An 18118-nucleotide genomic window follows, 5' to 3' on the forward strand; every position below is an offset into this window, starting at 1 on the left:
GACCCCCGCAGACGGGACGGGAGGCTCCCCACCAGCTGGTGGGGAGCCTCCCGGCACCCGTCCTCCGGGTCGGTCCGCAGCGTGTCCGCGGTCAGTGACCGGAGCCGGACGGCGCGGCCTCGCCGGACTGCACGTCGTGCAGGACCTCCCGGACCTCGGAGTCCTTGAGACGTGTCCAGGGCGAGCCGTCGGGGTCGCTGGTGGAGGCCTCCGGGCTGTCGCCCGTGTTCCACCACTTCGCCTGGTACGGCGTGCCGTCGAACAGGACGCGGTCACCGGTGTCGTAGGTCGTGGTGCCGGACCAGGCCGGGTACGTCCCGGTCGGCAGGCTGACGGGCGCGACCGGCTTCTCCCCCGGCAGCACCGGGCCGACGAGCTGCCACGGCGTCTCGTACGAGCTGAGCACCGCGTCGTCGGGCAGGTCACCCGAGGTCCACCACTTGGCCTCGTAGACGTTGCGGTGCCAGACGGTCTTCGTGCCCTCGAGGTAGGCCGAGTCCTGGTCCCAGACCGGGTACGGGCTCGTCGACGGGTCGTCCGACGGCTGCGTGGTCGAGGACGGTTCGGCCTTCGTGACGTCGCCGGACGCGGCGAGGATGCCGCCGCCGAAGCCCTTGCCGAGGACGTCGGCGAACAGCTTGCCGTCCTGGTCGACGCCGGAGCACGAGTTCGACACGGTCGACAGGTTCACGTAGTTCGAGCCGCACGTGGTGTCACGGTTGAGCGACCACATCGACATCCGGCCGAGACCGGTCTGGCGCGCCCAGGCGTTGAGCTTCACGGCGTCCGACATCGTGAAGACCTCGTCCTGCACGTCGTTCTGACCGATCATCGGCGTCGCCCCGACCTTGTGCCAGAGCGTGCGGTCGCCGAGCGGGGTGCCGGCACGGGTGTAGAGGATGCCGAGCTGACGGTGCACCTGCTGCAGGGTCTCCACCGACGCCGAGTACATGCTCTGGCTGGAACCCTTGCTGTTGCCGTAGTCCATCGTCATGGCGTTCACGCCGGCCAGGTCCACCCCGGCGTCGAGGAACTGCGACACGGCCTTCGTGCCGTCGGCGGTCAGGCCACCGGGCGCCGCGGGCAGCGTGAGCCACACGGCGAGCGGGTGTCCGGCACCGCGGCGCTGCTCCTGCAGGGCGGCGACGGCCTCGGCGCGGCGCTTGCCGGCATCGGTCTTGGTCAGGTCGTCGCTCTCGATGTCGAAGTCCACCGTGGAGGCGTCGTAGCGCTCCACCACCCTCTGGTACGCCGACACGAGCTTGCCCTGGTCGGTGCACGTCGAGGCGAGCTCGTCGTTGGCCAGGCCACCGAAGGACACCCCGACGGCACCCTTCTGCTGCTCGAGTCGGGCGATGCGGCGGTCGAGGTCGAGCTGGTCGCCCGCTTCCTGCAGCCCGTAGGCCGCGCCCCACGTCGGGGTGCAGGCCTGGTCGTGGTCGGCGACCACGAAGGACAGCATGACGTCGCGGCCCTTCGGGGACTTGACGTCCTCGAACGGGAACGTCGGGGTGACGGTGACGTCGGTGTACGCGGCGAACCAGGGCGTGACCGTCTCGGACGCCTGGGCGCTCTGCCAGCGGTCGACGCCGACGTACCCGCCGGCGACGACCGCGAGGGCGACCACGGCGGCCAGGGTGACCCGGACCGGGGAGAGTCGTCGTGTGCTGCTCATGTTCAGGCCGCCGTCTTCTCGTCGTGCTGCACGGCGGTGCCGCGCTGGGCGCCGGCGGTGCCGGTCCCGATGTGGTGGGTGCTCCCGACGCGGTCGGCGCTCCCGAGGTGTTCGGGGATGGTGGCACCGCGCTGGCCGAAGTAGAGCACGGAGCGCCAGTCCTCGGTGGCCGGTGCCGCCTCCGGGACGAGTCCGCGACGGACCGCCTTCGCGGTGGCGCGCTCGTCCTTGCGGGCGGCGCGTCGTGCGGCACGGGCCGACGGGTCGTAGAACATCCATTTCGTCGCCCAGATGAAGACGTCGACGACCGAGTTCCAGAGCCCGATGTACGCGGTGATCGCGTACATCGCGAGCAGGGCGTTGAAGGCGGCGAACACCGCGTTGCCCCAGTTCTGCGCACCGAAGTCACGGACGAAGGTGAACACAGAGAAGGCGACCATGGCGTACGGGGCGAGGACGTAGAGCGCGGGCGATGCCGTCCGGTCGCGGACCTTCGGCGTGCGGGCGAACGGGATCTTCTTCGCGGTGAGGGCCTGCTGCACGCTCTTCAGCACACCGGCGACGTTCACCGGCATGAGGACGAGGTTGAAGCCGTAGATGCGCAGGATGTCGGTGCGCTTGTAGCCGCAGTACCGCAGGTCGCTCGCGAAGAGCCAGAAGTACGGCAGGGCGGCGAGCAGCACCATCGGGCTGAGCAGGCGCGAGTCGTACGGGTACGCCAGCAGGAAGATCAGGCCGAGCGAACCCCAGGCGATCGACGCCATGTAGTTCACGCGGAGCGCCATCTCGACGACGCTGACGCGCTCACCGCGGGCCCGGCGCTCGCGGACCTGGCGGATGTACTTCGGCAGGATGAGCAGACCGCCGTTCGCCCAGCGTCGCCGCTGCACGATCAGGGAGCCGAAGTCCGGCGGGGTCGCGCTGTAGGACAGGCGCTCCGGGTAGTTGACGAGGGTCCAGCCGTGCATGCCGAGGTCGACGCTCGACTCGGTGTCCTCGATGACCGTGCGGTCCTGCACGTAGCGCTTGACCTCGAAGCCGCCGACGGTCTCGGTCTCCTCGATGTCGCGGAGGGCCCGGGTGCGGATGACCGCGTTCGCGCCGACCCAGAAGGTGGCGCCGTACTTCGACATGCCCTGGTGCAGGATGTGCTGGATGTCGGTCGTCGCACCGGCGAGACGCTCGATGCGGGTGGCGGCTCCACGGAACGACGAGTACGGCGTCTGGGTGACGGCGACGCGCTCGTTCTCGGGCTGCTCGAGGAAGTAGACCAGGCGCAGGCAGTAGTCGCGCAGCAGCACCGAGTCGGCGTCGAGCGTCAGGACGTAGTCGGACGCGGGGACGACCAGGTCGGCGTCGGCCGGGTCCGAGACGGTGCGCAGGACGGTGCCGGACGCGGTCTCCTCGTGGCGGTAGGCGCCGCCGAGCAGGCCGATGTAGGAGTTGAGGTTCATCGCCTTGTTCGCCTCGTGCGAGAGATTGGCGTAGCGCTTCCGCTCGAAGGTGGTGATCTCGGCGGTGAAGGTCCACGCCAGGCGACGCTGCAGCTCGACCGCGCGGGCCGACGTGACGTCGGTGAACTCGGCGGTGCCGGCGTCGTCGATCGCCGCGTCGAGCGCCTCGGCCGTCAGGCGGAACTCGTCCGCCAGGCCGACGAGGACCTGGTCGGTGAAGAACTGGTCGACGTGGTCGGCGACACCGTGCTCGCGGGCGTGGCGTCGGAGCCAGGCATCCGCCCAGCGGTGGTGCGCGACCAGGGTGCGCACGGCCTCCACGGAGGCCTGCGGGGCGTTGGTGGCCTCGACCTCGGCGGAGAACAGGGCCTCCTGGAACCGGCGGGACGGCGCCGCCAGCTGCGACTGGATCGTGTCGGCGACGGCGCGGGTGCGCTCGAGCTTGGCGGCGGTCTCGCGGTCGGTCGGGAACGGCGAGTCGTCGACGAGCAGCACGATGCGGAGGTCGGGGTACTCCTGCAGGGCGGCGGACCACAGCGTGGTGGCGACGACCTCGGGCTCCTCGGCGTAGCTCGGCACGAGGACGGTGAGCGGGGTCTCGTGGCCCTCGGCGAAGTGGCGGTCGAGCTCGGCACGGGGAACGCGGACGTGGGTCGCGAAGCGCTCGAGTGCACCCTGGCGGGCGACCAGGTGCATCAGGGCCGAGAAGGTCAGGAACGTGACGACGACCGTGTACGAGATCGCTTCGGTGGTGAACCGGAAGCTCTCGGTGCCGGAGTCCAGGAACTGGCGGATCACGGTGTAGACGACGTAGGCCAGCCAGAACGCGATCGTCAGGATGATGGCGACGCGTCCGGAGACGAGCTTCCGGTCGGAGGGGCGGGCGTGGATCGTGTCGAGCGGCTGGGTCCGTCGCTCGGCACCCCACTGGCGGCGGCGCGTCGGGGCGCCGTCGAGGTGTTCGGGCATGCTGTCCTTCGTTCGTACCGGACCAGCAGCCGTCGGGTGTGGGCGCTGTCGGGGAGTCCGGTGGTCGTCGACGACGGTACGGCGACGGCTGTCGTCGTGCGGACCCTCGGACGGGGGGTTCGGGGCACCTCCTGCGGGTTCCCGCAAGCGTGCGCGCAGACCCGCACCGACCCGCGTCCGGGGGTCGGTGCGGCGAGTCCGACCGCCGCCTGGGCACGGCCTGGAGGCGCGGTGCACGTCCTCGGACCGGTTCCGGCCCGGCGGGAGGCGTTGCTCAGCGCCCCCGGGCGAGGAGCCAGAGCAGGTAGGGCGCTCCGACGAGTCCGGTGACCACTCCGACCGGGAGGGTGACGCCCGGCAACGCGAACTGCGCCACCAGGTCGGACCCGAGGGTGACGACGGCGCCCACGGCCGCAGCGGGACCGAGGGCGATGCGGCCGCCGCCGACGAGCCGCCGGGCGATCGGTGCGGCCATCAGCGCGACGAACGAGACGGGTCCGGCGGTGGCCACGGCCCCGGCGGTGAGGAGCACCGCGGTGAGCAGGAGGAGCACCTTCGCCCGGTCGGGCCGGAGTCCGAGCGAGGCCGCGACGTCGTCGCCGAGCGTCAGCACGGCGAGCCGCGGGGACTGCACGAGGGCGAGCGCCATGAGCACGAGGAAGCCGACGAGGAGTGCGCCGACGACGGTGCGGTCGACGGCGTTGAGGCTGCCGGAGAGCCAGAGCAGTGCGGTGCCGGCCTGCTGCAGGCTGCCGCTGGTGAGCAACCAGCCGGTGACGCTGAGGGCCATCGCGCCGACACCGACGCCGACGAGGACGACCCGGTTGCCGGTGATCCCCCGCCGCCAGGCCAGGACGGCGATGAGCACCGCGACGGCGACCGCCCCGACGAGCACCACGCCGAAGAGCAGCACCCCGGAGGCCCCGAACAGGACGATGGCGACGAGGCCCGAGGCACTGGCCCCGGCGGTGATGCCGATGATGTCCGGGCTGGCGATCGGGTTGCGGACGACGCTCTGCACGATCGCCCCCGCCACCCCGAGGCTGGCACCGACGAGGACGGCGGCCAGGACCCGCGGCCCGCGGAGCTGCCCGAGCACGAAGTCCGAGATCGTGTCCCCGTGCCCGACGAGCGCGCCGAGGACCTGCAGGGGCGAGAGCGGGATGTCACCGACGCCCAGGCCGACCAGGACGAGGACGAACAGGGCCGCGAGGGTGGCGACGAGGACCAGGACCTCGCGGCGCCGGGTCCCTCGTCGCCGTGGTGCCGTCGTGCCCGTCCGGGCGCTCGTCTCCGTCACAGTCCGCGCACCACCCGGGACCGCACGAGGGCGATGAAGACCGGCGCGCCGATGAGTGCGGTGACGATGCCGACCTGCAGCTCCCCCGGGTACGCGACGACCCGCCCGATGACGTCCGCGACGAGCAGGAGCGCGGGCGCGACGACGGCGGACAGGAGGATCGTCCAGCGGTGGTCGGGTCCGGACAGTCGACGGACGGCGTGCGGCACGGCGAGTCCGACGAAGGCGATGGGACCGGCGGCGGCGACCGCGGAGCCAGCGAGCAGCACGGTCACGACGGCGCCGACCGCACGGACGAGCACCACGCGCTGCCCGAGCGAGGCCGCCAGTTCGTCGCCGAGCGCCAGCGTGTTGAGCGAGCGTCCGAGTCCGACGGCGATGACGAGCCCGACGACGACCGGGGCCACCACGACGCCCGCGGTGCCGAGGTCCTTGCCGGCGAGCGCGCCGACCTGCCAGAAGCGGAGCTGGTCGAGCAGGCTGGCGTTCGTGACGAGCACCGCGGTCGTCACCGACGACAGTGCGGCGGCGGTGACGGCTCCGGACAGCGCGAGCCCGACCGGTGTGAGCCCGCCGCGGGCGACGGCGGCGATGCCGTACACGAGGAGTGCGGCGAGGGCGGCGCCGGCGAACGCGAACGGCAGGTAGGTCGCGGTGCCGCTGATGCCGAAGACCGCGATGCCGACGACGACGGCGAGCGCGGCGCCCGCGTTCACGCCGAGGATGCTCGGATCGGCGAGCGGGTTGCGCGTGATCCCCTGCATCACGGCTCCGGCGACGCCGAGGGCCGCACCGGCGAGCAGCCCGACGACGGTCCGGGGCACGCGGTTGCCGAGCACGATGAGCCCGATCTCGTCGTCGCGGCCCGGGTGCAGCAGCGTGTCGACGACCACCCCGAGCGGGATCGACCGCGACCCGACGGCGACGCTCAGTGCACAGGCGACGGCGAGCATGACGACCGCGAGGACGGTGGCGAGCACCAGCCGGGACACGGGAGCGGGCGCGGGAGGCGCGACGGATCGGGATCGCATGGGAAGTGAGGCGAGCCTAATGGATGGCCCCGCCGCGGTTCGAGAGCGGCGCCGGACCACTGTCGGGAACCGTCGAGCAGCTGCTCGGCACCACCATGGTGCGTTCATAGGGTCGTCATGGGAACGGGGCCTGTACTGACATCCATCGACGGCCGACCGGGCCGCGAGGAACGACCGGAGAGCACCGATGAACGAGACCCCGAACCCCACCCCGGACGACGAGCGTCGCGAGCCGGAGCACACCCAGCAGCAGCAGCCGAGCTGGGAGCCGCCGCACGCGGACCGGTCGACCCTGCGCCCCGCCTACGCCTTCGACGGTTCCGGTCCGTACCTCTACGGAGCCGACGGCTCCGGGCCGTACGCGTACTCCCCCGACGGGCGCGGCCCCTACCGCGTCGGCAGCCCGGCACTCGGCGGCACGCAGCAGTACGGCGCGGCGCACCCGGCGGCGCCGCAGGGCTGGACCGGGGCGTTCGGCACGGCGCCCGGCACGAACCGGCGCTCCCGCAGACTGGCGCTGGCCATCGGGTCCGGCGTCGCGGCGCTCGCGATCGTCGGTGCCGCCGGCGGCACGGCGCTCGGGCTCTCGTCGGTGCACACCACGACGACCTCCAGCCAGTCGCAGGGCAGCTCCTCGCAGGGGACGACCACGACGCCCGACACCGGCAGCGGGACGAACGGGTTCACCGTCCCGGGCCAGGGCACCGACGGGTCGGGCACGGACGGCTCGGGCACCGGGACCGACGGCACCGGGACCACGTCCGAGTCCGCCGCCACCCCGGCGACCGCCGCCCAGGAGAAGGGCGTCGTCACGATCGACACCGTGATCGGCTACGACCAGTCGCAGCAGGCGGCCGGCACCGGCATGGTCCTGACCTCCGACGGCACCGTCCTGACGAACAACCACGTCATCCAGGGCGCCACCTCGATCGCGGTCACCGACGAGACGACGGGCAAGCAGTACACCGCCGACGTCGTGGGCGCCGACGCGACGAACGACGTCGCGGTCCTCAAGCTGCGGGACGCCTCCGGGCTGTCGACCGTGACGCTCGACGACGACGGCGGGGCATCGACCGGTGACGCGATCACCGACGTCGGCAACGCCGAGGGCACCGGCGACCTGGTCGCCGCCACGGGCACCGTGACGGCCACCGACCAGGACATCCAGGTGCAGAGCGAGTCCGGCACCGGCACCGAGTCCCTGACCGGGCTGCTGCAGCTCGCGGCGCAGGTCGTCTCGGGTGACTCCGGCGGCCCGGTCCTGGACAGCGAGGGCGAGGTCGTCGGCATGGCGACCGCCGCGTCCTCGGGGACCGCCGACGTCACCGGCTTCGCGATCCCGATCAGCACGGCGAAGTCGATCGCGGACGAGATCCTGGCGGGCGAGTCGTCGAGCACGATCACGATCGGCCTGCCGGCGTTCCTCGGTGTGCAGATCAGCAGCACCGCGACCGGGACGACCGGCGGGGTGCCGATCGCCGGCACCGTCGAGGGCTCCGGAGCCGCGAGCGCCGGACTGGCTGCGGGCGACACGATCACGAGCGTGGACGGCACCGCGGTCACGAGCTCGGACCAGCTGACGGAGATCATCAGCGGGCACGACGTCGGCGACCGGGTCTCGGTCGGCTACACGACGAGCGACGGCACCGCGACGACCGCCACCGTCACCCTGACCGCCGGTCCCGCAGCCTGACCGGACGGCCCCACGACACGAGACGACACGCTCCGCTCAGCACGACGCCCGCGCCTCCCCGCGCGGGCGTCGTGCTGTCCGGGGAGTTCGCTGGGGTTCGGGCCTGTGCGCGAGCGAGCAGCTCAGCCGAGCAGCGCGCGGACGAGCGTCCGGTAGACGTTCGCCGAGGCCTCGGCCGTGAACGCCGTCGTGTCGCCCTCGCTCCGCCCCACCCGGGCGAAGCCGATCCCCTGGGCGGAGACCACGACGAGCGGCCGGGTCCGACCGGGGCGCACCAGCGCCGACACCGTCCACGGGGCCGCCCAGAACGCCGCCAGCGTCGAGTCGGCCGAGGCGACGGCGTCCGGGAGGTCGGGCGTCGACTCACCACCGGCCAGTCGTCGGTCGAGCAGATCGCCGGGCAGGGCCGGCGTGCGGAACGGCCAGGTCCACGTCGGGCGGATGCCGAGCCTCCCGGCCAGCAGTCCGACCACCCGTTCCGGCGGGACGGACGCGACCACGGACCGGCCGTCGGCACCGGTGTCGACGACGGTGCCGGACCAGGCCTGGAGGCGCGTCACCCGCCCGTCGTCGTCGTGCTGGTCGAGCGTCATCGGCTGCACCCCCGCAGCCCAGGGGGCGAGCACGGCGGCGGTGTCGGGCGGGACCGTGCCGAAGCGTCCGACCAGGTCGGCGGCGACGAGCTCGCGGCCGCCGTCGGTGCGGAGCAGCGCGGGGTTCCATCGTCGGCCGGCGAGGTCCTGCAGGGTCGAGACGGCCTCGGCGCCGAGCGACGGGCCGGTGAGGGTCGAGCCGCTGAGCAGCACGGGCAGGGCCTCGAGGTTGCGTGACTCGACGGCGGTGACCCGGTCGAGGACCCGGACCGAGTCGAGGACGGTGAACACGGCGTCGTCCGTCGCGGTCATCCGGGCGAGGGGCCGCTCGATCGTCAGGTCGACGCGGTGGCGGCCCGTGACGAGGAGCAGGTGTGCGCCGGCGACGTCACCCTCCTCGTCGGGACGGACGTACTCGACCAGTCGGGCCGGGGCACCGGCGGTCGTCCAGACGTCGCAGCCCACCAGGAGCAGCCCGTCGACCGAGCCCGGCAGCCGCTCGAGCAGCGAGGCGTTCTCGTCCCCGATGGCACGGTCGCTCGGCCGGGAGCGGACGGTGAGGACGACGTCGTCGCCGCGGACCCGGAGGTCGGCGCCGGAGGACTCCTCGGTGCGCCAGCCGGTCGGCCGGACGAAGCGGACGCGGGCGGTGCGGTCCTCGGTCTGCCCGGCGGCGGCGGGTGGGTCGGGGACGAGCATGGTGCGAGGCTACGTGCGCGCCGGCGGCCTCGGGTCAGCGGCTCGCCGGGACGGGGTGGATCACCAGGCCGTCCGCCGGGGACGCGGCGGCGGGGGCGGCGGGACGGGCTTCGCGGCGACGACGTCGGCGCGGCGGACCGTGACCGGACCACGACGGGTGGCGACGGTCAGGGTGTCCGGCGTGCGCTCCGTCAGCTCGCCCAGGGCGTCCCGGGCGCCGTCCCCGTCGTGCGCGCGCACGACCAGTCGGTCCCCCAGGGTCGCGGCGTCCACCGCGGCGAGGGCCCGGGCCCGGGCGATCTCGGCCTGCGACGGAGCAGCGGCCGGTCCGCCGGAGCGGTCGAGGTCGGCGTCGGACATGCCTCGAGGGTACGGCCCGGGGTCCACCCGACCGCCGCGGCTAGGGTGGCGGGATGGACAAGGCCCGGGTGGACAGCTGGATCTGGGCGGTCCGGATCACCAAGACCCGGTCCGCGGCGACGACGGCGTGCAAGGCCGGTCACGTGAAGGTCAACGGCGAACGGGCGAAGCCGGCGCAGCCGGTGGGCCCCGGGGACGAGGTCCGTGTCCGTCAGGCCGGGTTCGACCGGATCGTGGTGGTGAAGAGCATCATCCTCAAGCGGGTGAGCGCGGCCGAGGCGGCGAAGCACCTCGAGGACAACACCCCGCCCCGCCTCCCCCCTGAGGAAGCCGGCTTCGTGCCGATCCGTGAGCGCGGTGCCGGGCGGCCGAGCAAGCGGGAACGCCGCGACCTCGAGGAGCTCCGCGGGTACTGACCGGCCTTCCGGCGGACCACCGACCCGTCAGACGAAGCGGACGGTCTGCTGCATGCGGTCGCGGATCGCGAAGACGTCGACCGAGCCCTCCGGGGACCAGTTGCCGGCGAGCACCTGCACCAGCGCACTCCGTCGCACGATGAGCGCGGTCGGCTTCCGGGGCGTGCCGATGAGTTCGACGTCCTCGTCGACCGCGGAGTCCGGGACGACGAGCAGCCGCCCGGTGAAGCGCACCCGGGTCTGCTTCTGTACGGCACGGGCGGCGCGGACGAGCTCCTTGACCGGGCGCTCCCCCGGTTCGAGCGTCTCGCCGACGACCTCGCCGTGCTCGATCGCGACCGGGCCACCCCAGTCGATCGACTCGACGGCCCACAGCCCGGTCGGCGTGAGCACGGCATGGTCGAGCTTGCCCTCGGCACCGGCGTCCAGGTCGTGCCAGACCGAGACGCCGATGCCCATGTCGGCGATGATCGCGGCCGTGGCCTCCTCGGCCAGCGCCTCACCGAGCAGCCGACGGACGGACCGCGGTGCCGAGCGGACGAGGGTGGGGTCGTACGGGTCCTCGATCGGGTCGCCGAGTCCGACCCACTCGCGCTCGGCGGCCAGGAAGACCTCGCGCGACCGGCCGCCCGGGTGCCCGTGCGATCGTGCCCGGGGGCGGGAATCACGACGGGCCGTCGGCGGTGCGTAGTCGTCCCGACCGGAACCGCTCCGCCAGGCGGCCGAGCCGGAGGGTGCCGACGTCGACGAGGAGCCGGGACGGAACGCCCCGGTGTCGTAGGCGCGGCGTGCGGCCGGGGTGCCGATCCGCTCCCAGGCGATCTGCACCCGGCGGAAGCGCTGCGCGTCACCGCCGAGGTCGGGGTGGCTCTCGCGCGCTGCTCGACGGTACGCGCGGCGGAGGGTCTCGTCGTCGGCGGTCGCGGGGACGCCGAGGACTTCGTACGGGGTGGCGTCGGCCGGGCTGTCGGTCATGGCCCTGGAACGCTACCCGACGCGGGGTCGGTGTCCGCCGCGAGCGGGCTGGGCGGGTCCTGAGCAGCGGGCGGGCAGGCCGGGGCGACTCGGGCCGGGGCGACTCAGACCAGGGCTGCGGTGATCGCGTCCCCGTGCTCCTCGAGCCAGGCGACGTCCGCCCGGTAGAGCTCGGCGTGCCCGTGTGCCAGGTCGCTGACGAACTTCGGGTTGCCCGCGGCCGCCTCGGTCTCGAGCGTCGTGACGAGCGACACCAGGCTCGCCGTCATCGTCTCGACGAGCACGCTCCGGGAGCGGGCGTCCAGACCGTAGGCACGGCAGAACTCGGCGGCGCGGGTCACCCGGTCGGCGAACTCCGGCACGGGAGCGCCCTCGTCGGCACTGCTCGTGAAGGGCGCGAACCGGTACACGGCACTCGCGACGTCCCAGACCCGCGGGCCGGGGTGTGCCGTGTCGAAGTCGATCACGCCGACGGCGGCGATGCCGTCGTACACGACGTTGTAGGGGGCGAAGTCACCGTGCACGATCGTCTCGACCGGCAGACGTTCGGCCTGCGACCACACGTCGGTCGCGTCGTCGCGCGGGAACGAGGCGGCCGCGTCGTGGAACTGCCGGAGGAGCCGCGCGGTGGTGACGAGGGCGGCCTCGCTCGCGACGTCGGCGGTCCAGGGGTACTCGCCGGCCTCGCCCGGCACGAACGTGACGGTCTCGAGTTGCTCGCCGAGGGCGATCGGGGCGGGAGCCGCGACGAAACCCCGCTCGTGCAGGTGCGTCAGCAAGCGGTGCACCGTGGGGGTCCACGGCCCGGCAGGCCGGTGCACCCGGTCGTCGGCCTTGGTGATCCGTTCCATGGGGGAACCTCCTGAGCGTCGTCGTCGACGTGCACGCCACTGTAGTGGCAGGAGCAGACCCTCGGGCGGGTCGCCGGGCGACCATCCGATCGGCGCGCCCTGCGCGACGTCGGCGGCGTCCTCCGGACGGATCGGGCTCAGTCCGGGAGCAGTTCCCGCAGCCAGCCCGGGCCCCGCACGTCGGCGCCGAGCGCCTGCACCCGGTCCCGGAGGCCGCGGTCCGCGGTCACCACCACGACCGGTGCGTCCCCGGCGGCGACGGCGAGCTCGACCGCGGTGACGACCGCGTCGTCACCCGAGGCTGCTGCCCGCTCGATCGTGACCGAGGGCAGACCCGGCCGCGGGGCGGACGGTGCCGGATCCGTCGCGGCGCCGCGGGCCTCCCCCTCGAGCACGACCGTCCACCGGGGCCACCAGGCCGTCGACGGCAGGTCGAGCGCGGTCGCCGGGACGCCGGCCGCGGCGAGCGCGCGGACCTGGTCCACGAGTCGGGCGGCGGCGCCGGCGCGGTCCTTCCACCAGCCGTCCGGCACGCTGCCGACGACGTTGGCGGCGTCCACGACGACGTGCGGGGTGCGGTCGAGGGTGGCGCGGAGGGCGGCCCAGGAGCGGCCGAACCCGGGGTGCAGGTCGAGGGACTCGACGTCGGCTGTGGGCACCCAGGACAGGGCAAGGCTCTCGCGGTCCGCCATCACGGGTTCGAAGGGCCGGGAGGCGCGACCCACGACGGTCGTGTAGCTCCAGAACCCCAGGTCGAGGACCGCGGTGTGGCGGAGGTCGACACCGTCCTCGGGGACACCGGCCTCTTCGGCGGACTCGCGGAGGGCGGCGGTGACGGGGTCCTCGTGCTGGTGCCGGGCCCCGCCGGGGATGCCCCAGGTGCCGCCGTGGTGACTCCACTCGACCCGGTGCTGCAGCAGGACGCGGCCGTCGCCGTCGTCGACGAGCAGGCCGGCGGCGCCGAAGCGGCCCCAGGCCTTCGTGCCGTCGTCGCCGTAGGCCCAGGCGTCGCCGGGGTCTCGGGGTCCGGAGGGAGGTCCGGGCGGCGGTCCGGCCGGGGTCGCGGTCCGTCGTTCGTCGTCCACGTCCCCACCCTTCCACAAACGTCCGTCAAGGGGCCCCGGACGTCGGCGGCGATGCGTGTACGGTGTCGTCCGAGACACGGGGTGCCGCATCCGAGCGGCTGAGATCACACCCGTCGAACCTGCTCGAGCTCGTACTCGCGAAGGGATCGTCCATGGAGAACGCTGCGCCCACGACCGACTGGGCCCACCGCACCGCCGACCTGCTGGAGGCCGTCCGTACCCGGGCGCCACTGGTGCAGTGCATCACGAACACGGTGGTGCAGAACGTCACCGCGAACGTGCTGCTCGCGCTGGGGGCGTCGGCCGCGATGGTCGACGTGCCGACGGAGGCGGGGCCCTTCGCCGGCGTCGCCGACGCGCTGCTGGTCAACACCGGCACACCGCACGCCGAGCCACGGGAGGCGTCACTCGAAGCCGCCGCCGCCGCGGTGGTCGCGGGTACGCCCTGGGTCCTCGACCCGGTCGCGGTCGGGTCGTTGCCGGTCCGCACCGCCCTGGCGCGGGACCTGCTCGCGCTCCGGCCGACGGTCCTCCGCGGGAACGCCTCCGAGGTCCTCGCGGTGCTCGGTGCCTCCGCCGGTGGTCGCGGGGTCGACAGCACGGTCGGGACGGAGGACGCCCGTGACGCCGCCGTCGCAGCCGTCCTGGACGGGTCAGCTGGAGCCGTCGCCGTCTCCGGTCCGATCGACCTGCTCGTCGCCCCGTCCGGGCTGGTGCGGGTCGCGAACGGGACCGAGCTCCTCACCCGGATCACCGGCGGCGGGTGCGCGCTCGGTGCGGTCGTGGCGGCGTTCACCGCGGTCGCCCCCGGCCGGCCCCTCGACGCCGCGGTCGCGGCGACCGCGGTGCACACGATCGCGGCCGAGCTGGCGGCGCGGGACGCCGGCGGCCCCGGCACCTTCCAGCCGCTGTTCCTGGACCGGCTCGCGTCGCTGACGCCGGAGGACGTCGTCCGGGAGGCACGGATCACCGCCGACACGTCGGCTGCGGCCGTCGGGGGTCTCGCCTGATGCCCGGCACGGACGACTTCGGGGTCTACCTGGTGACCGACACCGCGCTGGCGGAACGACACGGGCACGGGGTGCTCGGCGTGGTGCAGGCAGCGGTCGGTGCCGGGGTCCGCATCGTGCAGGTGCGCGACAAGACCGCATCGGCGCGGGACCTCCTGGCGCTGACGGCCGCCGTGGCGGATGCCGTGGGCGACCGGGCCCTGGTGGTCGTGGACGACCGGCTCGACGTCGCCCTCGCCGCTCGGCACGCCGGGCACCGGGTCGCCGGCGTGCACCTCGGCCAGTCGGACGTCCCGGCGAGCGCCGCCCGTGCACTGCTCGGTCCGGACGCCCACGTCGGGGTGACCGCGAACACGACCCGGCACCTGGTGGAGGTCGCGATGTCGCCGACGGGGTCGGTGGACCTGCTCGGGGTCGGGGTGGTCCATCCGACGAGCACGAAGCCGGACCACCCGCCGGCGCTCGGCGTCGCCGGGTTCGGACGGCTCGCGGCGACCACGACGGTGCCGTGCGTCGGCATCGGCGGGGTGACGCTCGACGACGTCGGGCCGCTGCGGCGGGCCGGAGCGGCGGGGGTGGCCGTCGTGTCCGGGATCTGCGCGGCACCGGACCCGGGTGCTGCCGCTGCGGCCTTCGTCGCCGCGTGGGACGGAGCGGCACGGTGAGCGGGAGCGTGCCCGGGACCGGGACCGGGACCGGGGCCGGGGCGTCGCTGCCGCGGGTGCTGAGCATCGCCGGCACCGACCCGACCGGTGGCGCCGGGGTGCAGGCGGACCTCAAGTCGATCGCCGCGCACGACGGGTACGGCATGGCGGTCGTCACGGCCCTGGTCGCGCAGAACACGCTCGGCGTCCGGTCGGTGCACGTCCCCGACGCGGTGTTCCTCCGGCAGCAGCTCGACGCGGTGTCGGACGACGTCACGGTCGACGCGGTCAAGACGGGGATGCTCGGGACCGCCGAGGTCGTGCGCGTCGTCGTCGACTGGCTCCGCGCGCACCGGCCGGCCTGGGTGGTCGTCGACCCGGTGATGGTCGCGACGAGCGGTGACCGGCTGCTCGACGCGGACGCCGAGTCGGCGATGACCGAGCTGTTCGCCGTCGCCGACCTGGTCACGCCGAACCGCGACGAACTGCGGGTGCTCGCCGAGCTCGCCGGGGCCGGGACGACCGACGGCATCGCGGCCGCCCGGGCGGTGGCACGACGGTGGGACGTCCGGGTGCTCGCGAAGGGCGGCCACGACGACGGCCCGACCGCCGACGACGTGCTCGTCTCCCCCGACGGATCCGTCCGGGTCTTCACCGGGCCGCGGGTCGTCACCACGAACACGCACGGCACCGGGTGCTCGCTGTCGAGTGCGATCGCGATGCTCGTCGCCCGACACGGCGACTGGGAGCTGGCGGTGGGGGCGGCGAAGACCTGGTTGACCGCCGCACTCCGAGGCGCCGACGCCCTGCAGGTGGGGCACGGGCACGGCCCGATCGACCACAGCGCACTCGTCCGCGCCGCCCTGCCGACACCGCGGCTGACCGATGCGTGGTGGGTCGACGCCGCCGAGGTGCTCGACGAGACGCTGGACTGTCGGTTCCTCCAGGGTCTCGCCGACGGCACTCTCGACCCCGAGGTGTTCGCGGGGTACCTGGCGCAGGACGTGCACTACCTCCGGGCGTACGAGCAGCACCTCGCGACCATCGCCGCGGGGTCGGCCGGGGACGCCGCCGTGTTCTGGACGACCGCCAGCGCGGGCTGCGCCGCCGAGGCCCGTGACCTGCACCAGCGTCGGCTCGCCGGCTCGCACGCGGACGACCCGGTGCACCCGGTGTGCGCCGGGTACCTCGCACACCTGGCCGAGGCGGCACGGCAGAGCGCCGACGCCAGGGACGTCGCTGCCACCGGGGACGTCGCTGCCACCGGGGACGTCTCGCTCCTGGCGGCGGCGGTGCTGCCCTGCTTCCGGGTCTACGCCTGGGTCGGGGAACGGCTCGGCACGGCACCGGTCGGGCACCCGTTCGCCGACTGGATCACGGCGTACCGGGACCCGGGGTTCGCGGCCTCGAGCGCGCGGGCCACGGAGCTCGTCGAGGAGCTCGCGCGGCGGGCCGACCCCGAGCTGCGGGGACGGATGGCCCGCGCGTTCCGGCAGTCGGTGGCGCAGGAGCTCGCGTTCTTCCGGATGCCGGAACAGCTGGGCGAGACGGTCTGACGGAGGTGGGGCGGGCCTCCCGGTCGGTGGTGGAGCGGCCGGGCGACCCGACGGGTGGTCGTCAGGACGCTTCCGGGGAGGCGACCAGACGGATGCCGTCCGCGCCGGGTGCTCGGCGCACCAGCGTGACCGACAGGTCCGACCCGTCGACCTCGCACCGCATCCACGTGTGGTCCGGCTGTCGGCGGCGGTCCGTCGGTGAGCCGGGGTTGAGCAGCCGCATGCCGTTCGGGGCGGTGGAGTCCCACGGGATGTGCGAGTGCCCGAAGACCAGGACGTCGACGTCCGGGTGGTCCGCCTCGGCCCGACGCTCCCGCCCGGTCGACGCCCCGGTCTCGTGCACGACGGCGAACCGCAGCGACTCGATGCGGCGGGTGGCGACGAGGGGCAGACGTTCCTCGAAGCCCAGGTCGTTGTTGCCCCGGACGGCGAGCAGGTCGCGTGAGCGGGCCTCGAGCAGGTCGACCGTCGCCAGGTCGACCCAGTCGCCGGCGTGCACGACGAGGTCGGCGGCGTCGATGTCCGCCCACAGCTCCGGCGGCAGGTCCTTCGCCCGCTTCGGCAGGTGCGTGTCCGACAGCAGGACGAGCGCGGTGCTCACGGGACCGTCGTCACTCGGCCGGTGCGCGGCTCGGCATCGGCAGGTCGACCTCGTCGGCGGCGCCGAGCCGTTCGAGCATGCCGGCGAGCAGTGCCACGTCGTCGTCGGACCACTCCGCCAGCCGTTCCACCAGGGCGTCCCGGTGGAGCTGGACCGAACGGGCGAGTGCGAGGCGTCCGGCGTCCGTCGCCTCGAGCGGTTTCGCGTTGCCGGAGCCGCCGTCGACCGTCCGGACGAGACCAGCGGCGAGCAGACCGGACAGCTGGCGGGAGATCGTCGACCGGTTCAACCGCAGGTAGCGGGCGATGTCGATCGCCATGCACCCGGGGTGCTGCACCACGAAGTCGACGAGCGACTGGTCCACGATGCTCAGGACGTCCTCGGTGCCGCGCGCGCGGACGCTCGCACGGCGGGTGATGCGGGAGAGCTCGGTGTACGCCCGTCCGATGTCCGCCTCGCGGATCCCCGGGCCCCTCGGGTCGGCCATGGTGTTCCCGTCTGTCGTCCGGCGTCGGCCGGAGGTCGGTCGCCCGTGGTGCGGGCGTGGTGCTGCGTGGCGGTCCCCGCATCGCTGACGCGGGGCCCCTCCGCCGACGGTGTCGACCCACGATAACCGGGGTCCGCCGAAGAGGGGACCCCGGAACCGACATCGCCCGGGTCACCGGCGGTCGGTCGACGACGTTCGGTCAACGGCGGTCGGGCGCCGCGGTCGGGTGCCCGCGGTCAGGGTTCAGGCCGGAGCGCCCGCGGCCCGCAACGCGGCGATGTCGAGCTTGACCATGTCGCGCATCGCCTCGTACACCCGGGTGGCTGCTGCGTGGTCGCCACCGGCGGCCATCAGTTCACCCATCATCGACGGCGTCACCTGCCACGACAGGCCCCAGCGGTCGACCAGCCAGCCGCACGCCACCGGGTGCCCACCCTCGGCGATCAGGGCGTCCCAGATCCGGTCGAGCTCCTCTTGCGTGTCCACGTCGACCTGCAGCGAGAGCGCGTCGGTGAAGGGGTGACCGGGCCCGCCGTTCATCGCCCGGTACGGCTGCCCCATCAGGATGAACTCGACCACGAGCACCGACCCGTCGGGAGCACGCCCGACCCCGTCGATGCGTGAATCGGGGAACAGCTCCGTGTAGTACTCGGTGGCGTGCTGGGCCTGGTCGTCGAACCAGAGGAAGGGGACGATGCGGGGCATGGCGGGTCTCTCGG

17 protein-coding genes and 1 riboswitch are annotated in these 18118 nt (G+C 73.8%); of the genes, 5 read left to right on the plus strand and 12 right to left on the minus strand.

Going from position 1 to position 18118, the window contains the following annotated elements:
• Window positions 1–91: 91 nt before the first annotated feature.
• The 4 genes from E9228_RS03885 to E9228_RS03900 all read right to left on the minus strand — a co-directional run bounded on the left by E9228_RS03885 (window position 92) and on the right by E9228_RS03900 (window position 6429).
• The gene (locus tag E9228_RS03885; protein WP_208385458.1) at window positions 92–1675 is read right to left on the minus strand and encodes a chitinase; all 1584 of its coding nucleotides are present in this window, start codon (window positions 1673–1675) and stop codon (window positions 92–94) included.
• A 2-nt stretch (window positions 1676–1677) separates the two neighbouring features.
• A complete protein-coding gene (locus E9228_RS03890) occupies window positions 1678–4098 on the minus strand; it encodes a glycosyltransferase family 2 protein (protein ID WP_166779230.1) in 2421 nt (806 codons plus the stop codon).
• A 274-nt stretch (window positions 4099–4372) separates the two neighbouring features.
• Window positions 4373–5398 (minus strand): iron chelate uptake ABC transporter family permease subunit, encoded by a 1026-nt coding sequence (locus E9228_RS03895; protein WP_166779231.1) that lies wholly within the window; start codon window positions 5396–5398, stop codon window positions 4373–4375.
• Entirely contained in the window at window positions 5395–6429 is a 1035-nt protein-coding gene (locus E9228_RS03900; RefSeq protein WP_166779232.1) for a FecCD family ABC transporter permease, read from the minus strand. The genes E9228_RS03895 and E9228_RS03900 overlap by 4 nt, the downstream gene beginning before the upstream one ends.
• Before the next feature lie 187 nt (window positions 6430–6616).
• On the opposite strand from E9228_RS03900, the gene E9228_RS03905 reads away from it, so the two are divergent.
• Window positions 6617–8122: a S1C family serine protease gene (locus E9228_RS03905; protein WP_166779233.1), complete on the plus strand. Its 1506-nt coding sequence runs from the start codon at window positions 6617–6619 to the stop codon at window positions 8120–8122.
• Window positions 8123–8244: 122 nt separating this feature from the next.
• Here E9228_RS03905 and E9228_RS03910 read toward each other — a convergent pair whose 3' ends face one another.
• Both E9228_RS03910 and E9228_RS16920 read right to left on the minus strand, forming a co-directional pair.
• The gene (locus E9228_RS03910) at window positions 8245–9414 is read right to left on the minus strand and encodes a hypothetical protein (RefSeq protein WP_166779234.1); all 1170 of its coding nucleotides are present in this window, start codon (window positions 9412–9414) and stop codon (window positions 8245–8247) included.
• A gap of 60 nt (window positions 9415–9474) precedes the next feature.
• Entirely contained in the window at window positions 9475–9774 is a 300-nt protein-coding gene (locus E9228_RS16920; RefSeq protein ID WP_252727542.1) for a 2-hydroxymuconic semialdehyde dehydrogenase, read from the minus strand.
• Window positions 9775–9827: 53 nt separating this feature from the next.
• On the opposite strand from E9228_RS16920, the gene E9228_RS03920 reads away from it, so the two are divergent.
• Window positions 9828–10190: an RNA-binding S4 domain-containing protein gene (locus tag E9228_RS03920; protein WP_166779235.1), complete on the plus strand. Its 363-nt coding sequence runs from the start codon at window positions 9828–9830 to the stop codon at window positions 10188–10190.
• 27 nt (window positions 10191–10217) lie between these two features.
• On the opposite strand, the gene E9228_RS03925 is transcribed toward E9228_RS03920, so the two are convergent.
• From E9228_RS03925 to E9228_RS03935, 3 genes are all read right to left on the minus strand, one after another.
• Complete coding sequence (locus E9228_RS03925) at window positions 10218–11165, minus strand: DnaJ domain-containing protein (RefSeq protein ID WP_166779236.1); 948 nt, start codon at window positions 11163–11165, stop codon at window positions 10218–10220.
• 104 nt (window positions 11166–11269) lie between these two features.
• Entirely contained in the window at window positions 11270–12016 is a 747-nt protein-coding gene (locus E9228_RS03930; protein ID WP_166779237.1) for a phosphotransferase enzyme family protein, read from the minus strand.
• A 137-nt stretch (window positions 12017–12153) separates the two neighbouring features.
• Window positions 12154–13101, minus strand: coding sequence for an NUDIX domain-containing protein (locus E9228_RS03935; RefSeq protein ID WP_341849757.1), 948 nt, complete (start codon window positions 13099–13101; stop codon window positions 12154–12156).
• A 67-nt stretch (window positions 13102–13168) separates the two neighbouring features.
• Window positions 13169–13265: riboswitch (TPP riboswitch) on the plus strand.
• Here E9228_RS03935 and thiM point away from each other — a divergent pair.
• The 3 genes from thiM (at window position 13254) to E9228_RS03950 (ending at window position 16311) form a co-directional block, all read left to right on the plus strand.
• Window positions 13254–14111, plus strand: coding sequence for a hydroxyethylthiazole kinase (gene thiM, locus E9228_RS03940; RefSeq protein ID WP_166779238.1), 858 nt, complete (start codon window positions 13254–13256; stop codon window positions 14109–14111). It overlaps the preceding riboswitch by 12 nt.
• Complete coding sequence (gene thiE / locus E9228_RS03945; protein ID WP_166779239.1) at window positions 14111–14776, plus strand: thiamine phosphate synthase; 666 nt, start codon at window positions 14111–14113, stop codon at window positions 14774–14776. Before thiM ends, thiE begins: the two co-directional genes overlap by 1 nt.
• Entirely contained in the window at window positions 14773–16311 is a 1539-nt protein-coding gene (locus E9228_RS03950; protein ID WP_341849758.1) for a bifunctional hydroxymethylpyrimidine kinase/phosphomethylpyrimidine kinase, read from the plus strand. Before thiE ends, E9228_RS03950 begins: the two co-directional genes overlap by 4 nt.
• Before the next feature lie 61 nt (window positions 16312–16372).
• Here E9228_RS03950 and E9228_RS03955 read toward each other — a convergent pair whose 3' ends face one another.
• The 3 genes from E9228_RS03955 to E9228_RS03965 all read right to left on the minus strand — a co-directional run bounded on the left by E9228_RS03955 (window position 16373) and on the right by E9228_RS03965 (window position 18104).
• Entirely contained in the window at window positions 16373–16912 is a 540-nt protein-coding gene (locus tag E9228_RS03955; protein ID WP_166779240.1) for a YfcE family phosphodiesterase, read from the minus strand.
• A gap of 10 nt (window positions 16913–16922) precedes the next feature.
• Window positions 16923–17399, minus strand: coding sequence for a MarR family winged helix-turn-helix transcriptional regulator (locus tag E9228_RS03960; protein ID WP_166779241.1), 477 nt, complete (start codon window positions 17397–17399; stop codon window positions 16923–16925).
• A 243-nt stretch (window positions 17400–17642) separates the two neighbouring features.
• Window positions 17643–18104, minus strand: a complete 462-nt coding sequence (locus E9228_RS03965) for a VOC family protein (protein ID WP_166779242.1) — start codon at window positions 18102–18104, stop codon at window positions 17643–17645.
• Between the last annotated feature and the right edge of the window lie 14 nt (window positions 18105–18118).

It is taken from the genome of Curtobacterium salicis (genome assembly GCF_011759505.1).
GTDB classification, from domain to species: Bacteria; Actinomycetota; Actinomycetes; order Actinomycetales; family Microbacteriaceae; genus Curtobacterium; species Curtobacterium salicis.